Here is a 21,599-nt window from a genome sequence, read left to right on the forward strand (position 1 = left end):
TTTAGTTTCGTTGATAACATTGGTGGAATAGTGTTTTAAAAGTCCTTCTTTGAGTAGAATATCAATGGTTGATGAAAGAACAGGGTGAAGTCTTTCGGCACAGGGGCAAAGAAGGATTTCCCAGCAGATTTTAACGATTTTCTGGTGAAGAATATGGTATTTTGGAGGACGTCCTTTTTTGGGTGAAAAATAGGTAGAACGCCTTTTGAAATACCTTTGGAAACGCTTTTTAGCGGCTTCTCTTGATAGTTGGGTGAGTTCACAAAATTGTGATAGTATTTGAGACTTTAATTTTTTTGATTTAGCTTGTTTGTATTGAGGGGCTAATTTTTCAAGTAACTTCATTTGAAACTCCTTTTCTGTAATCATTCTTTTCCTCCCTGCCCATTAAAGGTGGTAACAAGGAGGAATTTTAATTTCAGGGACAGAATTTTTGATCTAACAATCCTTATTTCAGGGACATTTTTATGATCTAATGCGAAATCTTGCTTGTTTTTTTATTTTTAGGTATAATTTAAATTTTAATCAAACCCTAAATTAGGGGTTATCTATGGTCTTTACCGAACTTTTGGCATGTTTAATCCCTAAACCTGCTCTAACCATCACCGGAAATACTACCTTTCAAGAAGTCATAGAAAAGATGAAACAGACAGGAGAGACCTTTGTGGTCCTTTTAGAGAACCATTTTCCCACAGGGATCTTTACAGAAAGAGACCTGATAAAATGTTTAGTAGCAGGTATTCCCTTAAATGAAAAGGTCAGAAACTTTGCACAAAAAAATCTGGTAAAAATACGTGAAGACCGTCCGTTAGCAGTAGCCCTTACCATCATGATAGAGTATGGTATAAGAAGGCTGATAGTGGTAGACCAAAAGGGAAACTATCGAGGGATAATAACCCACAAAGATATCTTTGAAATTTTAGACCCAGAGCTTTTCAAAAAAGAAATCACCGCAGCCCATTTTACTAAAAACAAATCTCTTTATTATCTCAATCCCGATTGTACTTTACAGGAAGCCTTAAGTTTGATGGTAGAAAAGAACATAGGGGCTGTGCCTATAGTTGATGAAAACAAAAAACCTGTAGGAATACTTACTGAAAAAGATTTCATCTTTAAACTGGAGTTGAGCAATCTTTCCGAAAAAATTGGCAACGTAGCCTTAAAAGAGGTCTACACAGCCTCTAAAAGCGACCCTATTTCACAAATAAAACTTAAGTTCAAAAATCTTAAGGTCAACCACTTAGTAATCGTTGATGAAGAGGGAAGGGCTGTAGGGATCATTTCGACTCGAGATTTATTAGGTATGGCTAAAGAAACCTATGCCTCTTATATGGAAAATAAGTTCAGACAAGCCAAAGACTTACTCTATATACTCCCTGAAATAGCGCTTGAAATCTTAGACTTAGGTTATGAACAGGTAATATACTGGGGAAATGCTAAAGCTCACGAAATTTTTGGGAAAACGATAGACGAAAAAAGTGTACTTGAGATTTTTGACCAAGAAGACTGGTACCGTGTATTCGGCAAAATAAAAAAACTTAACAAAGTCCATAAAGAAACTATAAAAAGTTTAAACGGACATATTTTTGAGGTTTCAGGCTCATACCTTAAACTTCACCTCGAAGGGGGAGGTAAAATCCATCTTGTTTTAAGAGATATCACCCATAACCATCGGTATTTAACCGAATTAAAATCCCATGCAGAGTTTATCCAAAAACTGATCAACTCTATCGACAGTTTAATTTTGGTGGTAGACCCTGAAGATGGAACCTTTAAGTTTTATAACCATACAGTGTTATCCTGTCTTGATTATGACCAAAAAGAGATGGCTTATAAAACCATCTATGACATCGTCTATCTGCCATATCAACAAATAAAAACCAACCTGCGGATGGTAGCCAACGAAGGAAAAGAAATAAAAGGAGAAAGGCTTTATCTTACTAAAAACAGAGAGAAAATACCGGTAGAAACCTATGCCTTTAGGTTGATCCTTGACAAACCTTATGTTGTGATCTCAAGCAAGTTAAAACCAATCTATCAACTTGAAACCCTTAACAAAGAATTAACCCTTTGTAAATCTCAGAAAGAAGCCCTTTCTGTTCTCTCTAAATATCTCTTAAACTTTATAGACACCCTTCAATTTTTGGAAATCTCTCCAGAAACAGGGGAGATCCTTTCAACCTATGTAGAAGGAGACCAAGATCTGTGGAAAGGTTGCATAGAGAATAAGGCTAACGAATGTAAAGCTTACAGCCATGGTATTTTGATAGAAAAAACAGAGATACTTTGTCCAAAGGTCAAAGCTGAAAAAGATTTAGACTTCTTTTGTTATCCTTTGATTTTAGAAGGAAGGGTGGTAGGGGTTTTTAGCCTTATAAGAAAGATGCCTTTAAATGACCTTGAAAAAGAAAACATCAAAAAGATGCTCAGCAACTTTTCTTTTTACTTTTTTAACCTCTATCTTATCAACAAACTAAAAGAGTTATCCCATACCGACTACCTTACCAAGGTTTATAACCGACTTTTTCTGCAAGAAGTATTAAGAAAAGAATTCAGTATATGGAAAAGGAAAGGGGGAACCTTTTCTATCGTTCTCGTAGACCTTGACAACTTTAAGGCTGTAAACGACAGGTTTGGACATTTTAACGGAGACCTCGTATTAAAACAAATAGCTAACATACTTAAAAATAACACAAGGGAGATGGACTTACTTGGCCGCTGGGGAGGGGAAGAATTTATGATCATCCTACCTCACACCGATAAGGATGAAGCCCGTAGACTGGCTGAAAGACTTAGACTTATCATCGAGGGGACACCTATCAATTTAGACGATAATACCATAAACATCACCGCAAGTTTTGGCGTAGCAAGCCTACCTGAAGACACAGATAACTTGGATGATCTATACAAAATAGCAGATCAAAGGCTTTACAAAGCTAAAAATCTGGGGAAAAATTTGGTAGTCTTTGAATAATCTATTCTTCACCTTCCTTACCTGAGAGGCTTTCTGAAATGGAGGCTGCTTTATCTGGAGGCATAGCGCTTAAAATACTTGCTACCTGGGAGCTTTTCAGCTGTGAAAGGATTTTAACAGCCATATCCTTGTCCATGTTTATCAACATGTCTGCAGCTTTAGAAGGTTTCATCTCAGAAATAGCCCTGACTAAAAGTTTGGTCCTTTCATCCTGGACTGCCTGGATCCTGTTTAGTTTTTCTTCTACTGAAGCCTCTAACTCTTTTAAAGAGGTTAGTTGCTCCTGAATACGGGCTTCTAAAAGTTTCAATTCCTCTTGTTTTAACCTTAACTCCTTTTCTTTATCACTAAGCCTTTGCCTTTCTACCTGTAGAAAATCTGCAAAATCAGGAGGACAACCTGCGGGTAATTTCTCTTCCTTTGCACTTAATTCATAAACATGCACCCCAAAAATCAGTAAAGCTAAAAACAACTTAAAAATCCCTAAACCAAACAAAAACAAAAAAAGATTTTTAGTTCTGGTAAGAAACCTCATGCTTTCTAAAGGTCTTAACCCTTTCTTTAGAATTTCCTCAAACTTATTTTTCATCTACTTTCCTCTTTTAAGCATCATAAGATCATCCATCTGCCGATAAAAATTTTTTAAACTTTCTTCATAAAAAAGTCTGTAAGTTTTATCCCTTAAAACCTCAGCTACCCTTTTTTCTTGATGGGTTTGCCTCAACTCCTCTAAAAGTAAGTCTAACTCCCTTTTTTGAGCTTCTATCTTTTTTTCTAACTGTTCTTTTTCCGAAAAAAAAACTTCTAACCTTTCTAAGTAGGCTTTTAATTCTTCTGCTGTTAAGACCTTTTCTGTCTGTAAATCTTTAAAATCTTCTTCTTTTTCCTTTATCATTTTTTCTTTTTCTGCCAAAAGGCTTTGATAAACCTGTTTAGCCTGTAACATCTTAGCTTTAGCTTGTTCTTCCTTTAGCTCCTTATACCAAGCTAAGGTCTTGAAAACCTTGAGTTTATTTTTCATTTTATCCTGCTAAAACATTCTTGAGAAGTGTTAGAGAAGTACCTAAATCATACTTTTCGTCCAAGTTTTGTCTCAAAAATTCTTTTAAAGGTTTTATCAAAGATAAAGCCCTATCTATTTCAGGGTTAGAACCTTTTACATAGGCACCTATGTTAATCAAGTCTTCGGCTTTTTTATAGGTAGCAAGCACAGAAATGGTTTGATAGGCCAATTCTAAATGTTCTTTGGGGACGATGTCCTTCATCAACCTGCTTATGCTGGCAAGGACATCTATCGGAGGATAATGCCCTTCATGGGCAAGATCTCTGGAAAGGACAATATGACCATCTACGATACTTCTAACTGCATCTGCGATCGGGTCGTTAAAATCATCTCCTTCAACCAGCACGGTATAGATAGCGGTGATGTCTCCTCCCCCAACCTTAGCTCCTGCCCTTTCAAGCACCTTAGGAAGCATGGCAAACACAGAAGGGGTATAACCTCTGGCAGTAGGAGGTTCTCCTGAGGCTAATCCTATTTCTCTTCCTGCCATACAAAATCTGGTAAGGGAATCCATAAGCAAAAGTACCCTTAAACCTTTATCTCTAAAATATTCAGCCAAACTCATAGCATAATAAGCTGCCCTTATCCTCATAGAAGGAGCCTCATCAGAAGTAGCCACAACCACCACCGATTTTTTAATACTCTCCCTCAAGTCCCTTTCGATAAACTCTCTTACCTCACGTCCTCTCTCTCCTATCAAGGCTATCACGTTAACATCAGCCTCTGTATATCTGGCGATCATCCCAAGCAAAGTACTTTTTCCAACCCCAGAGCCTGCCATGATAGCCATCCTCTGGCCCCTTCCTATCGTCAAAAGGGCATTTATAGCTTTTACCCCTACGTCTAAAATCTCTTTTATAGGAGCTCTTTCCAGAGGTTTTAAAGGTTCTCCATAAAGAGGATATAAGTCTGAAGCCTTTGGAGATAGACCCTGGTCTAAAGGTTCTCCTAAGGCATTAACTATCCTTCCTAAAAATTTTTCTCCTACCGGGGCATAAGAAGACCCTAAGGGATAAACCTTAGCCCCAACCTCTATCCCCTTTAACTCTCCTAAGGCTGTAAGGATAAAACGATTATCGTTAAAACCTACTACCTCAGCCAAAACTCTCTTTTCCTGGCCTTCAACCTTACAAAGGTCTCCTACCTTTAAAAAAGGCCCTGTACTTTCTACAGTCAACCCTAACACCTTGGTAACATAGCCATAAACCTCAAAAGGTAGAATATTATCTAACCTTTTTAAATAAACCTCTAAATCTTTAACCCTCATCCTTAAAAAGCTCCTCTAAAAGCCTTTCCCATCTCTTTTCTAAGGTGGCATCAACCACACCTAAAGCAGTTTCTATAAAAACCCCTCCCTTAGAAATATTAGGATCAGCGATAAGATTGATTTTCGAGGAAAGACCAACTAACTGAGGAAGATTTTCCTTTATAAAAACAAACTCCTCAGGGTTAACCTTTAGGGTAATTTCTATTCCTTCAGCTATATAATTTAAAGCCTCTTTTATCAAGTTAAGGGTGGTTTCTTTTTCCATGGTTATTTCTTTTAAAACCATCTTTTGAGCAATCTTTAACGCTAAGGTTAAAACCTCTTTATCCAGGTTTAAAACAAGAGTTTGGGCCTCTTTCGCTAAATTTTTTAAAAATTCGGAAACTTCTTCCAACTTAAGCTGAAATTCCCTTTTTAGAGCTTCCTCTAACTCTTGATATTTAGTCTTTAGCTCTTCTTCAACCTTTACCTTTCCTTCTTCGTATCCTCTGGTTAATCCCTCATGATACCCTGCCTGGAACCCCTCAGTTTTCCCCAACTCAAATCCCTGCTGATATCCCTTTTCATAAGCCTCTTTAAGCCTTTGTTCTAACAACTCTTCTGGAGAAACAGTAGAGGCTTTTTTGTTAGAATCTTTGTTGGTTTCTTCCTGTTCTCTAAGGATAGATTTAAAGCTTTCCTCTTCTGAGGGAGTTAGATCTGGAGTTAAAAGTTCAAAACAAGAAATTTTATGACTCTTCAGTACCTTAGACAAACTCCTCCTCACCTTTACTAAGGATGATCTTACCTTCTTGCTCTAACTTTTTAGCCACCCTGATGATGTTTTGCTGAGCCTTTTCTACTTCACTAATCCTTACAGGACCCATCATTTCAAGCTCTTCTTTCATAAGGTCTGCTGCTCGTTTACTCATGTTCCGGAAGAACTTTTCTCTGATCTCAGGTGAAGCCCCTTTTAAAGCCAATTTCAAATCATCAGTAGAAATCTCTCTAAGCAAGGTTTGAATAGCAAAGTCGTCCACGTTGAGAAAGTCTTCGAACGTAAACAGATATTTTCTGATTTCTTCTGCTAAGGCTGGGTTTTCGTCTTCTATCTCACTTAAGATTTCATCTTCCAGTTCTCTTCCTGCATGTGAAAGAACCTCTGCTGCTTTTTCTGGTCCTCCGATTTTTTTACCCAAAGCTCCTCCCACACTCTGAAGTTCACTTTCTAAGGCATCACTTATCTCTTTAACGATCTCTGGGTCTACCTTGTTTAAAAGCGCTATTCTTAAAAGTACTTCAGCCCTAAGCTTGTCAGGTAGAAACTGTAAAACCTGTCCTGAGAGTTCTGAGTCTAAGTGAACCAAAATTATGGCAACAGTCTGAGGATGTTCGTTTGATAAAAAACTCGCTATAGTTTTAGGGTCAAGCTTTTTAAGTTTCTTAAAGGTTTCTGGCCCTATCTCCTTTTTAATTTCTTCAAAAATTTCTTTTCCTTTTTCACCATAAGCCCTGATAAGTGACTGTTTCAAAAAATCTTCAGGAGAAATGGTCACATCTCCTAACATTTCCTTAGCTTCGATATTAGCCTCTTCAAGTACTTTTTTTACTGCTTCAGCAGGGATGTACTCAATCCTTGCCATCTCTATACCGATACGTTTTATGTCGTCTTCGTCTAAATATTTATAAACCTGAGAGGTAAACTCATCTCCCATCAACATGAGAAAAATAGCTGCCTTTTGAGGACCTGTAAGCTTATCAGGGTTTATTTTAGCCATAACCTATTACCCAGCCTCTGCCAAAGCCTTCTTTCTTTCTTCTAAACTTTCTTCTAAAAGCCATTTTTTAACCAACATAGCAGCCTTTTCAGGTTGACTGTGTATAATACCTAAGGCTATCTCCTGTGGTAAAGGCCCCTCCTCTTCAGCAACCTTAGCTTCTAAAGTAGGAGGAACAGCCTCTGCAACTGGTTCTATACCTGGAGCTGGTGCAGGCTTAGGAGCGATACTCTTTAGCAATGGTCGTATCACCAGAAGATAAAGCACTATCAAACCTAAAATCAACAATAAAGGTTTATAAAATTTACCTACATAATCCATCATCCCAGGTTTCACCACCGGTGGTTTTGAAAATTCTTTAGCCTCAACCTTAACCTCATCTCCTCTATCTGGATTATATCCAATAGCACCTTTTACCAAATTTTCCAACCATACCACCTTTTCTGTAGAGTTATCTGGAAGGACTGACTTGTCAACCAACACCGCTACACTTATTTTTTTAATACCTCCTGGCGAAATTTCAAGGTTTCTTACCTTTTTACTGACCTCATAGTTTCTAACCATCCTCTTCTTAGAATAAGTTTCTCCCTGGCTTTGCTCTGGGGAGGTTGCCTCAAACTTTTGTTCCAGAGTTCCTTTAACCCCTGCCACCCCTCCTTCAGCAGGGCCCCTGGAGGTCTTTTGCTCTTCTTCTGCCTCTTCAGAAACCACCGCGGTACCTTCTGGGTCGTAGGTCTCTTCTAACAGCTTTTCCTTATCAAAAGAAAGATCTACCGCAACCTGAGCTACCACTTTACCCGGACCTAAAGCCTTTTCTAACATGTCTTCTATCTTGGTCTTAAACTCCTCTTCTATCTTTTTTTTGTAAGCAAGCTGAGTGGTGGTAAACTCCTCTTCTTCAGAAGGCAGTTTGATGCTTTTCCCGGTGGTGGCATCTACGATGGTTACATTCTTTGGGTCAAGCTTAGGAACTGCCCCACTTACAAAATTGATGATGCCTCTTATTTGACTGGGAGTAAGTTCATATCCAGGAAGAAGTTCTATCAAAACCGAGGCCTTAGGAGGTTTTTCTTCCTCGATAAAAAGGCTTTCCTTAGGCATAGCTAAGTGGACTCTGACTGACTTTATCCCTTTTATTCCTTGAATACTTCTTGCCAGCTCACCCTCTAAAGCTCGCTGGTAGTTCACCTTTTCCTGAAACTCAGTAAGACCCATCTGTTCTTTATCGAAAAGCTCAAACCCTGGACCTCGATACCCACCTACCAGCCCTTTTCCTGCTATCTCCATACGAAGCTCAGGCACTTTATCCTTAGGAACGTAAATACTTCCATCTGGGTCAACCTTGTAGGGAATCTTCTGTTCCTTTAAATATTGAATAATCTGATGATTGGTAACTTCATCCATCCCCCGGTAAAGTAAACCCCAACTTGGTTTAGAAATAAACCAAACCCCTAAAACCAAAAGTAGGGTAAGCCCTAAGCTACCCCCTATCAACATAAAGCGTTTTCGGTTATCTAACCTTGTCCAAAAATCCTTTAGTTGAGCTGGCAACTCCCTAAGATTCGGCATAGCCATACCAAACTTCCCCTAAGACGTTAGATTTGCATCCTCATGATTTCTTGATAAGCCTCAAGCACCTTATTCCTTATTCTCAAAAGAAGTTTAAAATTGGTATCAGCCTTGGAAATACTTAAAGCTACATCAGAAAGGTCTATATCTTCTCCTTTGGCCAAAGCCTCGATAGCAGCCAGAGCCTTTTTCTGAGAATCATCCACCTCTTTTAATTTGTCCATCAAAAAATCTTTAAAACTTAGGCCTTCTACCTTATCCTTCTGAATAAGGTTATCAACCTTTTGATAGTTACCTAACAACGAGGGATTAACCTTCATAGGTTTATTTCACCTCCATTTTATTTTAAAAGCTCTAAAGTTCTCTGGGTCATACTTTTAGAGGTAGACAACACAGAAAGATTAGCCTCATAAGCCCTGCCTGCAGAAAGAAGCTCAACCATCTCGGTAATCACATCTACGTTAGGATATTTAACAATTCCCCTTGAATCTGCATCTGGATGTCCTGGGTCGTAAACCTCCTTAAAAGGAGCTTTGCTATCCTCTATCTTTTCTACTTTTACCAGCCTTAACGGACTCTCCTTTGAATCCTTTGGATTAAAAGGGACAGCCTTTAAAACTACATTTTTGGCCTTATAAGGACCTCCTTCTAAGGTGCGCGTAACTTGAGCGTTAGCAATGTTGGTAGCTGCTACGTTTAACCTGGTTCTTTGTGCAAAAAGCCCACTTGCAACAACCTTAGAAACATCTAAAAGCCTCATCCTTATTTACCTCCCTCGGTAATAGCCTCTTTTAACCTTTCTAACTCCTTGGCTAAAGCCTGCAACGTAGCTTCATACATCAACTGATTCTCTGTAAGAGCACTTATCTCCTCTTCCAAGCTCACGTTGTTAGGAGTACCTAAGGTTTGCCATCTCTCTGAAGTTTCTGTCAAATTTTTGACAAGTGATTCTTTTCCGGTAAGATGTTTAGGCCTGGTGGTTTTAAGGTTAGGTTCGTTTGAAAGATAGGTCTTCATAATCTTTTCAAAGGGTAAGTCCCTTCTCTGATAACCGGGGGTATCAACATTGGCTATGTTTGAGGCAAGCAAGCTATGTCTCTTAGCCCTTAAATTTAGAGCTAATCTTACCGTGTTAAAAGTCTTTTCAAATAAGCCCCACATTCCTTAAAACCTCCGTTCGAAACCTTTTTCGTTTTCATATTGTTTTAACTTGTTTCTTAGGGTCCTAACCGTAATTCCTAAAAGCTCAGCTGCCTTAGTTTTATTACCTTTAGCTACCTCTAAAGCCTTCATGATAGCCTCTTTCTCAAGTACCTCTAAAGGTTTTACCTCTGGCTCTGTCTGTTTATTATCAAAATTTATGCCTAAATTACGGGCTAAACTTTCATGCTGAGAAAAAGGATCTATCAGATGTTTAACCTCTATCAAACCTCCTTCACAGGTAAGCACCGCCCTTTCTATCATGTTCTTTAACTCTCTTACGTTCCCAGGAAAAGAATAATCCATCAAAAACCTTTGAGCCTCCTCAGAAAAACCCTGTAAACTCTTTTTGTACATACGGGAAAAATTTTCCAGAAAAAATTTTGACAAAAATTTGACGTCTTCCTTTCTTTCTCTTAACGGAGGAATTTTGACGGTTATGACGTTTAATCTATAAAACAGGTCTGACCTAAACCTCCCTTCCTTGACCTCCTTTTCTATGTCTCTGTTGGTTGCCGCTAAAAACCTAACATCTACCTTAATAGGATGGTATCCCCCAAGTCTATCAACCTCACCTTCTTGCAAAACCCTGAGCAGTTTACTTTGAAGGGAAGGATGCATTTCAGCTATTTCGTCTAAAAAAAGGGTGCCTCCTTCTGCCAATTCTATCTTACCTTTTTTTCTAAAATTAGCCCCTGAAAAAGCTCCTTTTTCATAGCCAAACAGTTCTGACTCAAGAAGGGTTTCTGGAAGGGCAGCACAGTTGATAGCGATAAAAGGCCCAAACCTTCGTGGGCTTTTTTGATGTATATACTTAGCAAGAAGTTCTTTTCCTGTACCAGATTCCCCTAACAAAAGAACAGGAGCTTTACTTTGGGCTACTACTTCAAGCTTTTTTAAAATGTCTAACATGTAAGGGTTTTTTGTAAGGAAGGTTTCTTCTTGCCACAAGATTCTTTTATCTTCTAAAGCAAAAAGCACGGTTTTTTCTATCAGTTCAAGAGGGGTAGAAAGAAGCTTAAAATCATAAGCGCCATGCTTTACAAATTCAACGGCATCCTCTAAGTCTGCCTTTTCTGCTAAAAAGACGATGTTTTTGAAACCTTGTTTAAAAAGTCTGTTTAACACCTCTAAGTTTTTTGTCTGTTCATACTCTAATTCATAGACCAAAACATCTATGTTGTTTGGGTCTACCTTGGGAAATATTTCTTCTTGAGAAAACAAGATAGTTTCTATCCCTCTTTCTGTTAAAAGGTCTTTTAAAAGTTTTACCTCTACGCCTTTACCGATTAAAACAACCATTCCCTTCATCTTTATCCTAAAAAACCAGTTTTTGGGCCTTTTCTACCAGTTCTTTGTTTTTTTTATAAACCTCAGCAAGTTCTTTTTCTAAATCAGAAGCTTCAGCTAACCTTTCCCATAGTTTATCTGCCGTTCCTACCTTTCCTTTTTTCTCCAAGTAATATATCTCTATCAAGGTTATTTTAGGTTCCTTAGGAAACCTTTGTTTAGCTACCTCCAAAGCTCTTTCAAAGGTTATGTTATCTTTACCCAAGGTTTCTAAAAGGAGAATTAGATAATCCTTAAGCTCTGGTTGAAAATAAGGGTTTTGAAGGTATGCCCATGCCTTTGCATACTGTTTGTTGTTAATAGCCTGTAAAAACATAAACCCAAGTAGGTTTTTTTTATAAAACTCTGATAGATTAGAAGAGAGCGCTTGAGAAAGGTATTTTTCTGCCTGACCTAAATTTCTTTTGATTTCATATAAAGTCCTTAGATAAAAATAAAAAGGATAGCTGGTTAAACTTTTTTCTTGGTAGCTTGAAATTAGGTACCCAAAAATCGAAGAAAACGTATCTATCTCACCTGTCTCTATAGCGGTAAAGCTCAAATTTAAAAGTAAAGAAGGTTTTAGTTCAGAGGGAACACCGATTTCGAAAGCCTTGATATACTCTAAGGTGGCCTTGGTAAAAAGTTTGTATTCGAAAAACATGTCACCTAAGAGGTAATAAGGTTGTCCACATTTGGCTTGGTTTAAGTACTCGCTATCTTCCTTTTCCAGAGATAAAACCTCGGCGATACGTTGAGCCTTAATCCCTTCCTTAAAAAGCTCAGAAATCGAAGTGCAGTAAAACTGGGTTACTTCCTTTAGATTTGAGCTTTCGGGAAAAGTTTTTAAAAACTCTAAAGAACTTTTTCTTAAAAGTGTATAATTTTTTAGGTCTGCAAGGACTCTTATTTCTACTAAATGGGCCTCTTCAGCCAAAGGGGTTTTAGCCATCTTAGCCTTTATCTGAGCAGCAAAGGAGAGTAAATCCTCTTTGGTTTGTTTGGGTAAAAGTTCCTTAATAAGTTCCTTTTCGTAGGCTATCTGATAAAGCCTGAACTTGGATATTAAACCGGGGATACCTTTATCCCAAAGGGTGATGATAAGCTGATACAAATTTTTGGCCTTTTCTCTTTCGCCCTTTTTAAAGTAGGCTTCAGCAAGTTTTAAAACGAGGTCTGGGGTCTCTTCTGGTGTTCCATAAACGTTTATGTAATAAAAAACCTTTGCCCTTGCTTCATCCACCTTCCCTTGACGCAAAAGATAAACTACCTGAGTTTTGTAGATCTCTCTTATAATTTTTTTTATCTCTTGAGATGAAACTTCTTTTAGCTCTTTTTCAGGTAAAAGCTTAAAATGATAAAGAAGTACCTTAGCCTCTTTTTTTTGAGCCTCATCACAGTAGGAATCGAGAAACTCCTTAACTTCTTTGGCTATCATAGAGCCTCTACCCAGCAAAAACATGGCTTTAAACCTAATAAGATCAGCCCTGCAGGCCTCACTTCGCCCTTTAGTCACAGAAGCTACCCGTTGAGCATAATCTACAGCCTCCTGTAAAAAACCCTCCTTTAATGCACTCTCTGCAATAAGCAAATTTTCCTCTGGTCTTAAAGAAAAAAGCTTAGGCATTTTTTTAGCAAGAAAAACCACCCTTTCATACTCTTTCCTCGCATAGGCATTTTTTATCTCTTGCAATAACTCCTCTCCCTTTTGCTGATAAGGAAGGGTAAAATTAAACAAAAGGGTTTGATTGGTTGCATTTGAGGTCTTTTCAGGTTGAGAAAACACTATAGGTACAAAACAAAGCAAAACTAAAAACAACAAAAAGCCGACAAGTTTTAACCCCTTAGACATCCTTTAATTATATAGCAAAACTTATACCAAGTTATATTTTTTAAGTTTTTCTATAAAGGTAGTTCGGTTGAGCTTAAGGAGCTTAGCAGCTTTAGTTTTTACCCCTGAAGCCTTTTCTAAGGCTTTTTTCAGGTAAAAAACCTCTATTTCTTTGATAAGGCTGGTCAAATCAATCCCTTCTTCGGTAAGGTCAGGCAAGCTTAAGCCCTCTTGGTTTGAAGAGATGGGAGATAAGGACACAGGGGTTCTGACAACCTCACTCTCCCCAGAAGTTAGAGAACTCCCAAAAGGATAAGAGAGGTCTTCAGGTTCTATAATCTCTTTATCAGTTAAAATTACCAGTCTTTCTACCAGATTTTCAAGCTCTCTTACGTTGCCTGGCCATCTATAATCTAAAAGTCTCTGGACAGGCTTTTCAGACAATCTTTTTAACGGCACTCCTTCTCTTTCACACACTTTTTTAAGAAAAAAATTAGCTAAAAGAACTATATCTTCTTTTCTTTTTCTGAGAGGAGGTATTTTTATAGGGATAACGTTTAACCTATAAAACAAATCTTCTCTAAACCTACCAGCTTCTACCTCTTTTTCTAAATCCTTGTTGGTTGCAGCGATAATCCTTACGTCTACCTTGATAGGCTGTTCTGCCCCTAACCTTTCTACTTGTCTTTCCTGAAGTACCCTTAAGAGTTTTGCCTGAAGTTTTGCGCTTAAATCACCTATTTCATCAAGAAATAGCGTCCCTTTGTTAGCTATTTCAAACTTACCAGGTTTGGTCTTGATAGCACCGGTAAAAGCCCCTTTTTCATAGCCAAAAAGTTCAGCCTCAAGCAACTCTTCTGGGATGGCAGCACAATTAATCGCTACAAAGGGCCCCTGACGCTTGCTGTTAAAATGTATGTATTTAGCCAGAACCTCCTTTCCTGTGCCTGACTCTCCTAAAATAAGGACAGTACTACTTGAAGGCGCTACCTTTTTGGCCAACTGATAGACTTCTTTCATCACCGGATTGTGAGTTTCTATCAAATAACTCATGAAAAATATTATATCATGTTTTTGACATATATGTCAAATTTTTGAAAAAATTTTTAGGTGTTATTTGTCGATAAACTTATGGGCATATTTTCTCACATGAGCTCCTTCAAGCACATGAAAGATCCTAATCTTTTCTAAAAGGTTTTTAGAAAAAGACCCTATAGGGAGGAAAATTACTTTTTTCCCCTGTCTGTAAGCCCAGTTTTTGGCAAAGGTTGAAGGAGGTTTTTTGGCTATATAAAGAACATACTTCTCAAGGCTATAGTCTATCGCAGCTAAAAGCAACCTTTCTGCCTTATTTTCTGCAAGAGAAAAAAGAGGGTCTGACCAGATGTCATAAACCCTTTTTGGGGGGTAAGTCAACATAAAACCTCCATATTTAGCCCTGGCTATTCCTGGACCTATCACCTTTTCTTTAGGGTCTGTAGCATAAAAGGCCATGTCAGACTCCTGATGGTGCTCTCCATGCCAGGTAAAATTCCAAGGATACTTTTCTTCTCCTGAAACAGGGTCTGGGTCTTCTTCAAAGATGATCACCAGGGAACCTATCTTGGCATTGGTCTGTGGGTCTTCTTTTATATAGATGGTTTCTTTAAAAAACCAGTTTCTGATGGTTTCCCGTATGTCAAGCCCATCTTTAAGAGAAGAGATAAAAGGTTCTATTTTTCTTAGGTTTTCTGTGATGACTTTAAGCCCTTTTTCTGAGGCTTTTTTACCAAAGGTTTCAACCACTATGTCTTCTGGTGGAAAAGAACAGATGGTTTTACCAGAAAATTTTTGAGCAAAGGTCTTTCTTTCTTCTCGAGAAGCAAACTTTTTTAAAAACCTAAGTCCTGCCCTTATACTTCTTATCTTTCTAAACAACCTGAGCCTTTTAACAGGCAGGTTTAACTCTTCAGGAGAAAGCTTGATCTCAGGATAAGCTATACCTTCTTTTTTTAATTCATAAGCTGTTGCTATCTCCCAGACCCAAAAGGCAAACTCGTCTCCTCCTACCCCTCTTGCCGCAACGATCAAATCAAGAAGCTCAGGGAAAAAAGCCCCTTTAATTAAAAGATAGTTTCTAAGAAACTGGCCCAATACCTTTAAATCTTTAGGAGAAAACTCAGTTCCGGTTTCGTCTTTAAACTTAGTTATGGCCTTTTTTAAAACCTCTTCCCAAAGAAAAACTCTTTCTATCCAAAAAGATGGGGCTTCTGCGACACGTTCCCGGTTTTCTTCGTAAAACTGTTGGAAAAACCCTGGCTCAGATAGTATTTCTCTTATACTTTGGATATGTAAACGATAAAGATTTATTTCTACATGCTGTTTTTGTGGGAAAAAACACAGGTTGTCCGGATTTTCTAAAGCCTTTAACACCCCTAAAACAAAGGCATAAGGCAAAACCACAGCAACCAAGCCTTCTTTTGCAAGTTGAGCCACTTTATTGGCTATATAACGCTCTTTAACCGTAACCTCAGGGATTACTCCCTGATTACCCCAACCAGAAATAAGAGTTTGGGTATAAGTCTGATAACCCATCGCAGGCAAAAAATAGGGAGAAAGAAATTTATCTATCTCAACAGAGCCTTCTTCTTTGCAGGGTAAATCTATAAAAAAAAGGTCTTTTTTATACTCTAAAGCATAGCGGGTAGCTTCAACCAAAGGACATAACGGGGAAACTATAAGGTACTCTAAGCTTCCGTCCTGGTAGTTAATTTCTAAGGTAGTAATGGTAGGAAGGATTTTTACGGCAGACAGCCATTTTTCTTTGATAAAAGGTGGAAGGACTAAAGCTACAGCCTCAGGGTTTAACCGGTGAAGTTCCTTAGAGATCCCTTGGGTAATCTCAAGATTTTCTGGGAAAAAAGGTAGTAGAAAAAGAGGAAACTTCCCCTGTTTTAGGTCAACCTTAAGCATCAGTCTAAAGGAAAAAGAGTAGGCTTTTTAAACTTTCTACCTTTTTCGATAAATTCTTTGAAAAAGACCAGAGCCTGTGGTCCTAAAATAAGAGAAATAGCCTCTTTTAAAACCTCTAAAACAGCTATCTGAGTAGCAGGAGAGGTTTGGTTTAAAAAAATCAATTTCTTAGCTACATACCTTCCTATGTTTACCCCATCTCTTACGCTGTAAGGCTCTCCATATTGATGGGTTATCTGAAGAAAATCTACGATATAATTTACCGTGGTCTCATCCAGCCAAGGAAGGTTAGTTTTAAGGATATATCTTTCCTCTTCAGCTTCAGGAAAATCTATAAAAATTTGAGGTTGAAGCCTTGATTGGATATATTCTGGAAGCTCAAAGGTAGAGGCATCTTCGTTCATCGTAACACAGAGCCTAAATTCTTTATGAGCCTTTATCTTAATCCCTGCAACCACAGACTCTACGTACCTTCTACTATCAAGAAGAGGGGCTAAAGAGGCCCAAGATTTTTCGCTCATCCTGTTTGCTTCATCGATAATAGCCACTCCTCCTTTAATCATCGCAGAAACAATGGGGCTTGCCATATATCTTATCTTTTTGTCCTCTGAAATAACAGGGGTAACGATAAGGTCTTCTGGTCTTGTGTCTACCGTAGCCTGAAAAATATAGACCGGCTTGTTAAGTTTTTTAGCAGCTAAATAAGCAAGGGTTGTCTTCCCTACCCCTGGTTTACCTACTAACCTGGGGGTAAGAGGTAAATCCTTTTCATCTACGGTTAGCCAGCAAGCAAGTATTTGGTCTAAAATACCTTTTCTTTCATAAACTGGAATGTCAAGCTCATCAGGATAGCTAAGATAAAGGGTTACACCATCTATTACCGCTGTTTCCATAAAAATTCCCTATACTAATGATATTATATTAAAAAATTCTACCACGAATTAACCGTTCAAGCAACGTTTTTTGCTTTAGGTCAAGATCCTAAAAAGAGATTTGACCTTAAGTATTTTTTGAATAAAATTTTTAATAAAAGACCTTACAAAAGGAGGCATTTGGATATGAAGAACCATAACAAAGGGGTAAAACTTTCTTCAGGTATAAAAGGATTAGATGAAATTTTATACGGAGGCTTTTTAGAGTATAATTCCTATCTTATCACAGGAGGTCCTGGGAACGGTAAAACTACCTTTTGTTTACATTTTCTTGAAGAAGGCAGTAAAAAAGGGGAACCATGTTTATTTGTAACCTTAGGTGAAAAAGAAGAACAGATAAGGAAAAATGCTGGCAAACTTGGGCTAAAGCTTGAAAATGTTCATTTTCTCGACTTAAGTCCATCTTCAAAGTTTTTTATAGAGCTGGAATACTATGATATATTTTCACCAGCGGAGGTAGAAAGAGAGCCTGTGACCCAGGCTATCAAAGAGAAAGTTGAAGCTTTAAAACCTAAAAGGGTGGTAATTGATTCTATGACTCACTTTAGATATTTGGCTACCGATGTCTTCCAGTTTCGAAGGCAGGTCTTATCTTTTCTTAGATTTCTTACAGAAAATGGGGCCACAGTGCTTTTTACAGCTGAAGCAAGTGCAGAGGCGCCTGACAGTGATTTAAGGTTTTTAGCTGATGGTATCATTGAACTATCCTTTTCTGAAATAGGGAGGCAATTAGAAGTAAAAAAATACAGAGGATCTGATTATTTTCCAGGTCAACATTACTATGAAATTAAAAACAACCGAGGTATAGTCGTCTTTCCAAGACTTCTTTTTACAGAAAAGGAGGTAAATATTAATTTTGAGAAGCTTTCGTCTGGTATACCAGAGATTGATGAGCTTCTTTACGGAGGTATTGAAAGAGGCACGGTAACCATCATATCAGGGCCATCAGGAACAGGTAAAACCACCCTTGGCCTACAGTTTATAAAAGAGGCCTCTGGGAGAGGGGAAAGAAGTGTGGTTTACACTTTTGAAGAATCGGTCGAGAAAATTATAGAAAGAGCTCTTTCAACTAACATACCCATAAAAAGTATGATAGATAAAGGCACCCTTGAAATTAAAAAAATAGAACCTCTAATCTACACTCCTTGCTCTTTTGCTCAATTAGTGAAAGAAGATGTAGAAAAGAGAAAAACTAAAATAGTTATGATAGATTCAACCTCTGGTTATAAACTTTCTGTTAGAGGTGCTGACCTTACCACCCACCTTCATGCCTTATGTAAGTATTTAAACAATCAGGGAGTCACTGTTTTCCTGCCTACAGAAACCAAAAAAATCACAGGAGAGTTTCAAATTGCCCAAGAAGACATAAGCTATCTTGCAGACAATGTAATCATTTTAAGATACATGGAAATTAAAGGAGAACTCCGGAGAGCAATAGGAGTTCTTAAAAAAAGGCTGGGAGATTTCGAAAAAACCCTAAGAGAATTTCAAATAACCAAATATGGTATAAAGGTAGGAGAGCCTCTCAAAAACATGCAAAATATTTTGTCTGGTGCACCAATTTCTATCGAAGAAACTTAAAATGAAAACTATTTTAATACTAAGTAAACTAATTAAAAATCTTGAGTTGATGGCTGATTTTTTACAAAAACAAGGATATAACACCATCAAAGCTTCCTCATATGAAGACCTGGATAAGATATTAATTGACCCTTATTTTGATATAGCTTTTATTGATATAGCAGGGTATGACAATAACATCTGGGATTACTGCGAAAAATTAAGGCTATTAAACAAACCCTTTTATATTCTATCCAGTTGTAATAATCCCAAAATCAACGAAGAAAGCCTAACAAGAGGTGCAAAAGGAGTTATTGTCAAACCGATAGTTATCAAAGAATTTTTAGCTATAATTAAATCTTTAGCAAGGTGAACTATGGAAAAGATACTAATTTTAGTTTCTAATAAAACAAACTATGCTTTACTTGTAAAAGAATTAAGCTCAAAATATACTATCATCAATGAAAAAAACGATATTAAGAATTTAAACTTTGACCTGATAATTATCGATGGAGTTGAGCTAAAGAAACGACAAAAAGAGCTCTTAGAAATCAAGAAAAAGGTCTTTCCCTTGTTTTTACCGGTGATTCTACTTACTACTAAAGACGACCTTAGTCTTGCGGAAAAAACGTTGTATGAAATCGTCGACGATTTGATCAGAATTCCTATAGAAAAAATAGAATTAAAGGCCAAACTTTATATCTTATTAAGAACCCGATTATATACTCTAATCCTTGAACAAGAGACAGTTAAAGACCCTCTTACTGGTGCTTACAACAAGCGATTTTTTTATAAAATGTTAGAAAACTCCTTTGAAGATTTTAAACGATATGAGAAGAAATTTAGTATCATCTTTATTGACATAGACAACTTTAAAAAAATAAACGATCAATACGGACATATAACAGGAGATTTGGTATTGAAAACTTTAGTTATGATAATAAAAAAGAATCTTAGAAAAAACGATTTAGTGTTTCGGTTTGGTGGAGAGGAATTTGTTGTATTACTTGCTGAAACAGACGCTCAACAAGCTATAGAAATAGCAGAAAGGATCCGAGAAGCGGTAGCTAAAGAACAAATTGAAATAAACCCAAACCAAACCCTTTCTATAACCATCAGCTGTGGGGTGGCAGCTATCAATAAGGATATAGTGACCCCTCAAGATTTGATAGAAATAGCAGATAATGCCATGTATAAAGCCAAAAAAGAAGGAAAAAATAGAGTTTGTTGTTTGTCTAATCTATGATAAAAGAACTTATTGAAGAAGCTGAAAAACTGTTGCCTGTATCTTTAGAAGCGGCAGAAGACTACGAAAAAAACAAAGATCTTATGCTCAATTTTGTTAACACACAGATGTCTAAAAGAAAAGACATTTTCTATTTAATCGGAGGAAACTCTTTACAGCTGATGTTTGATAATCATAGACATCACGTAAATTTTATGATCAATGTGTTTAAGTTTTCGATGTTTGAACTGCTTGTAAGAATGGTACCATGGGTTTACCGGTCTACCATAACCATGGCTTTACCTATGATTACTTTTTAGTTGAGTTAGAAACCTGGAAAGAGGCCATTAAAAAATTTCTTTCAAAACCAAACTCTGATGAAATAATGAAAACCTATGATTGGCTTATTGAAAAACACGAAAAAATGATAGATTTATCCAAAGATGAAGCTGTTTTCACCATAAAACTTGAAGGCGAATGGGAAGAAAAGAAAAATTAATTTCTTTATTACATCTTAGAAGGGGATTTTGAAAAAGCTTTAAAATTTACCAAAAAGATCGTAAAAAGACCAGAGGATCTTCAAGACTTTTATTTAAATATAATTCAACCTGCCCTTTATGATGTTGGAAACCTATGGGAACAAGGTAAAATCTCAGTAGCAGAAGAACATCTTGCCACCTCTATTGTAGGAAGAATTATAGCAAACCTCTATCTTCTATTTTCTAAAACCCAAAAAAGCAAACTTAGGGCTATTGTCACAGCTGCACCCAATGAATTCCATGAGCTTGGTTGCAGAATGGTAGCAGACTTTCTTGAGATGGATGGTTGGGATGTTTTATATTTAGGGGCTAATGTTCCTGAGGAAGAGTTGATTAAATTAGTAAAGAAAATTAAACCTAAATTAGTAGCTATTTCTGTTACCATGCCCTTCAATCTTATCAAGGCTAAAAAAATCATCGATTCATTGAAAAGTTTAGGAGATTATGTCCCTAAAATAATGGTAGGTGGCATTGCCTTCAATCTCATGCCTGATTTGTATAAAAAAATCGGTGCCGACTTCTGGGCTAAAGATGCCAAAGAAGCAGTAGAAGTCGCTCGAAAGATTAAAACTCTATGAATCTTTCTGATATACTCATAAAAATCAACGAAACCATAAACTTTTACCTTTTAGAACTGAGCAACATAGGGCTGGTTTTGATTGATAGAAAAGGGGAAATTTTAGATTGTAATAAAGGGTTCTTAAAAATAGTTGGACTGAGAGAAAAACCTATTAAGCAAAACATAAAAAATTTCTTAACCAAAAATAAACAAAAAATCTCTTTACCTAAAAATTCTTTTACTCAAATAGACCTTCTTCTCAACGTATCTGATAAAACTGAGATTTTATCAAGAGGTTACATTTTTTCTTGTAATAAACTTTATCTTATCATATTAGAGCACTATCGAATTACTTACAGTGAGTTGATCGAAAAGATGTCTAAACTAAACGACCAAATAGTTGACATTACAAGAGAGCTTGAAAAAAAGAACCTTCAGTTGTCAAATGCATTAGCTACAGTAAGAAAAATTATGAATACAGACCCTTTAACTGGTATTTTAAACAGAAGAGCTGGGAGTAGAATATAAATTGTGTCTTTTAATAAAATATTTTAGAGGCATAATAAAAATTTTTAATATTTTTTAAATTAATGATAACATAAAACCTAAAAGACTAAACTAACCAGGAGGTCTGTAAAATGAAAAACTTAGACTTAGATTTAGAAAAAGTTTTAAGTGAAATCTCAAAAATTGAATCAAAAGAGGGTATCAAAATGGCTGCTGCACTCCTCTTAAACGCTCTCATGAAAAAAGAAAGAGAAATATTCCTTAGAGATAGTATTGATAATAAAGCTAATGGTTACTATGAAAGACAACTTGCCTGTTTCTTAGGTAACCTTGGT

The 21,599-nt window shown here is 37.0% G+C and carries 22 protein-coding genes and 2 pseudogenes; 9 read left to right on the forward strand and 15 right to left on the reverse strand.

Features of this window, described 5'->3' with window-relative positions:
• Positions 1 to 369 (reverse strand): annotated as a pseudogene (locus H529_RS10680) (hypothetical protein); the annotation flags it as partial.
• Positions 370 to 550: 181 nt separating this feature from the next.
• Here H529_RS10680 and H529_RS11315 point away from each other — a divergent pair.
• Positions 551 to 2,974, forward strand: coding sequence for a diguanylate cyclase (locus H529_RS11315; RefSeq protein WP_022856015.1), 2,424 nt, complete (start codon positions 551 to 553; stop codon positions 2,972 to 2,974).
• Position 2,975: 1 nt separating this feature from the next.
• Here H529_RS11315 and H529_RS0108115 read toward each other — a convergent pair whose 3' ends face one another.
• The 14 genes from H529_RS0108115 to H529_RS0108180 are packed head-to-tail and all read right to left on the reverse strand — an operon-like array spanning position 2,976 to position 16,835.
• Positions 2,976 to 3,563 carry a MotE family protein gene (locus tag H529_RS0108115; protein ID WP_022856016.1) on the reverse strand — a complete coding sequence of 196 codons (588 nt, stop codon included), beginning with the start codon at positions 3,561 to 3,563 and terminating at the stop codon, positions 2,976 to 2,978.
• The gene (locus tag H529_RS0108120; RefSeq protein WP_022856017.1) at positions 3,564 to 3,995 is read right to left on the reverse strand and encodes a hypothetical protein; all 432 of its coding nucleotides are present in this window, start codon (positions 3,993 to 3,995) and stop codon (positions 3,564 to 3,566) included.
• Between the two features lies 1 nt (position 3,996).
• Positions 3,997 to 5,304, reverse strand: coding sequence for a FliI/YscN family ATPase (locus tag H529_RS0108125; protein WP_022856018.1), 1,308 nt, complete (start codon positions 5,302 to 5,304; stop codon positions 3,997 to 3,999).
• Positions 5,294 to 6,058 (reverse strand): FliH/SctL family protein, encoded by a 765-nt coding sequence (locus tag H529_RS0108130; protein WP_022856019.1) that lies wholly within the window; start codon positions 6,056 to 6,058, stop codon positions 5,294 to 5,296. Before H529_RS0108130 ends, H529_RS0108125 begins: the two co-directional genes overlap by 11 nt.
• Positions 6,051 to 7,061 (reverse strand): flagellar motor switch protein FliG, encoded by a 1,011-nt coding sequence (fliG, locus tag H529_RS0108135; RefSeq protein WP_022856020.1) that lies wholly within the window; start codon positions 7,059 to 7,061, stop codon positions 6,051 to 6,053. The genes H529_RS0108130 and fliG overlap by 8 nt, the downstream gene beginning before the upstream one ends.
• 6 nt (positions 7,062 to 7,067) lie before the next feature.
• On the reverse strand, positions 7,068 to 8,630 hold the full coding sequence (gene fliF / locus H529_RS0108140; protein ID WP_162138252.1) for a flagellar basal-body MS-ring/collar protein FliF: 1,563 nt from the start codon (positions 8,628 to 8,630) through the stop codon (positions 7,068 to 7,070).
• A 26-nt stretch (positions 8,631 to 8,656) separates the two neighbouring features.
• Positions 8,657 to 8,950, reverse strand: coding sequence for a flagellar hook-basal body complex protein FliE (gene fliE, locus H529_RS0108145; RefSeq protein ID WP_022856022.1), 294 nt, complete (start codon positions 8,948 to 8,950; stop codon positions 8,657 to 8,659).
• Between the two features lie 20 nt (positions 8,951 to 8,970).
• Positions 8,971 to 9,390, reverse strand: coding sequence for a flagellar basal body rod protein FlgC (gene flgC / locus H529_RS0108150; RefSeq protein WP_022856023.1), 420 nt, complete (start codon positions 9,388 to 9,390; stop codon positions 8,971 to 8,973).
• Between the two features lie 2 nt (positions 9,391 to 9,392).
• The gene (gene flgB / locus H529_RS0108155) at positions 9,393 to 9,791 is read right to left on the reverse strand and encodes a flagellar basal body rod protein FlgB (RefSeq protein ID WP_022856024.1); all 399 of its coding nucleotides are present in this window, start codon (positions 9,789 to 9,791) and stop codon (positions 9,393 to 9,395) included.
• Between the two features lie 3 nt (positions 9,792 to 9,794).
• Positions 9,795 to 11,132: a sigma-54 interaction domain-containing protein gene (locus tag H529_RS0108160; protein WP_051132421.1), complete on the reverse strand. Its 1,338-nt coding sequence runs from the start codon at positions 11,130 to 11,132 to the stop codon at positions 9,795 to 9,797.
• Positions 11,133 to 11,148: 16 nt separating this feature from the next.
• A complete protein-coding gene (locus tag H529_RS0108165) occupies positions 11,149 to 13,011 on the reverse strand; it encodes a tetratricopeptide repeat protein (protein ID WP_022856026.1) in 1,863 nt (620 codons plus the stop codon).
• A gap of 21 nt (positions 13,012 to 13,032) precedes the next feature.
• Positions 13,033 to 14,043, reverse strand: coding sequence for a sigma-54 interaction domain-containing protein (locus H529_RS0108170; protein WP_022856027.1), 1,011 nt, complete (start codon positions 14,041 to 14,043; stop codon positions 13,033 to 13,035).
• A gap of 60 nt (positions 14,044 to 14,103) precedes the next feature.
• Positions 14,104 to 15,942: a hypothetical protein gene (locus H529_RS0108175; RefSeq protein ID WP_022856028.1), complete on the reverse strand. Its 1,839-nt coding sequence runs from the start codon at positions 15,940 to 15,942 to the stop codon at positions 14,104 to 14,106.
• A complete protein-coding gene (locus H529_RS0108180; protein WP_022856029.1) occupies positions 15,942 to 16,835 on the reverse strand; it encodes an AAA family ATPase in 894 nt (297 codons plus the stop codon). Before H529_RS0108180 ends, H529_RS0108175 begins: the two co-directional genes overlap by 1 nt.
• A 165-nt stretch (positions 16,836 to 17,000) precedes the next feature.
• Here H529_RS0108180 and H529_RS0108190 point away from each other — a divergent pair, with 165 nt between their 5' ends.
• From H529_RS0108190 to H529_RS0108225, 8 genes and pseudogenes are all read left to right on the forward strand, one after another.
• Complete coding sequence (locus tag H529_RS0108190; RefSeq protein WP_022856031.1) at positions 17,001 to 18,455, forward strand: ATPase domain-containing protein; 1,455 nt, start codon at positions 17,001 to 17,003, stop codon at positions 18,453 to 18,455.
• A gap of 1 nt (position 18,456) precedes the next feature.
• Positions 18,457 to 18,807, forward strand: coding sequence for a response regulator (locus H529_RS0108195; RefSeq protein ID WP_028843139.1), 351 nt, complete (start codon positions 18,457 to 18,459; stop codon positions 18,805 to 18,807).
• 3 nt (positions 18,808 to 18,810) lie between these two features.
• Positions 18,811 to 19,680 (forward strand): GGDEF domain-containing protein, encoded by an 870-nt coding sequence (locus tag H529_RS0108200; protein ID WP_022856033.1) that lies wholly within the window; start codon positions 18,811 to 18,813, stop codon positions 19,678 to 19,680.
• Positions 19,677 to 19,979 carry a hypothetical protein gene (locus H529_RS0108205; RefSeq protein ID WP_022856034.1) on the forward strand — a complete coding sequence of 101 codons (303 nt, stop codon included), beginning with the start codon at positions 19,677 to 19,679 and terminating at the stop codon, positions 19,977 to 19,979. Before H529_RS0108200 ends, H529_RS0108205 begins: the two co-directional genes overlap by 4 nt.
• Positions 19,928 to 20,158 (forward strand): hypothetical protein, encoded by a 231-nt coding sequence (locus H529_RS11320; RefSeq protein WP_028843140.1) that lies wholly within the window; start codon positions 19,928 to 19,930, stop codon positions 20,156 to 20,158. Before H529_RS0108205 ends, H529_RS11320 begins: the two co-directional genes overlap by 52 nt.
• A 12-nt stretch (positions 20,159 to 20,170) precedes the next feature.
• Positions 20,171 to 20,776 (forward strand): cobalamin B12-binding domain-containing protein, encoded by a 606-nt coding sequence (locus H529_RS12195; RefSeq protein WP_422821910.1) that lies wholly within the window; start codon positions 20,171 to 20,173, stop codon positions 20,774 to 20,776.
• On the forward strand, positions 20,773 to 21,285 hold the full coding sequence (locus tag H529_RS0108220; RefSeq protein ID WP_022856035.1) for a PAS domain-containing protein: 513 nt from the start codon (positions 20,773 to 20,775) through the stop codon (positions 21,283 to 21,285). The genes H529_RS12195 and H529_RS0108220 overlap by 4 nt, the downstream gene beginning before the upstream one ends.
• 110 nt (positions 21,286 to 21,395) lie before the next feature.
• Positions 21,396 to 21,599, forward strand: a pseudogene (locus tag H529_RS0108225) (IS256 family transposase); the annotation flags it as partial.

The organism is Thermodesulfobacterium thermophilum DSM 1276 (assembly GCF_000421605.1).
GTDB classification, from domain to species: Bacteria; Desulfobacterota; Thermodesulfobacteria; order Thermodesulfobacteriales; family Thermodesulfobacteriaceae; genus Thermodesulfobacterium; species Thermodesulfobacterium thermophilum.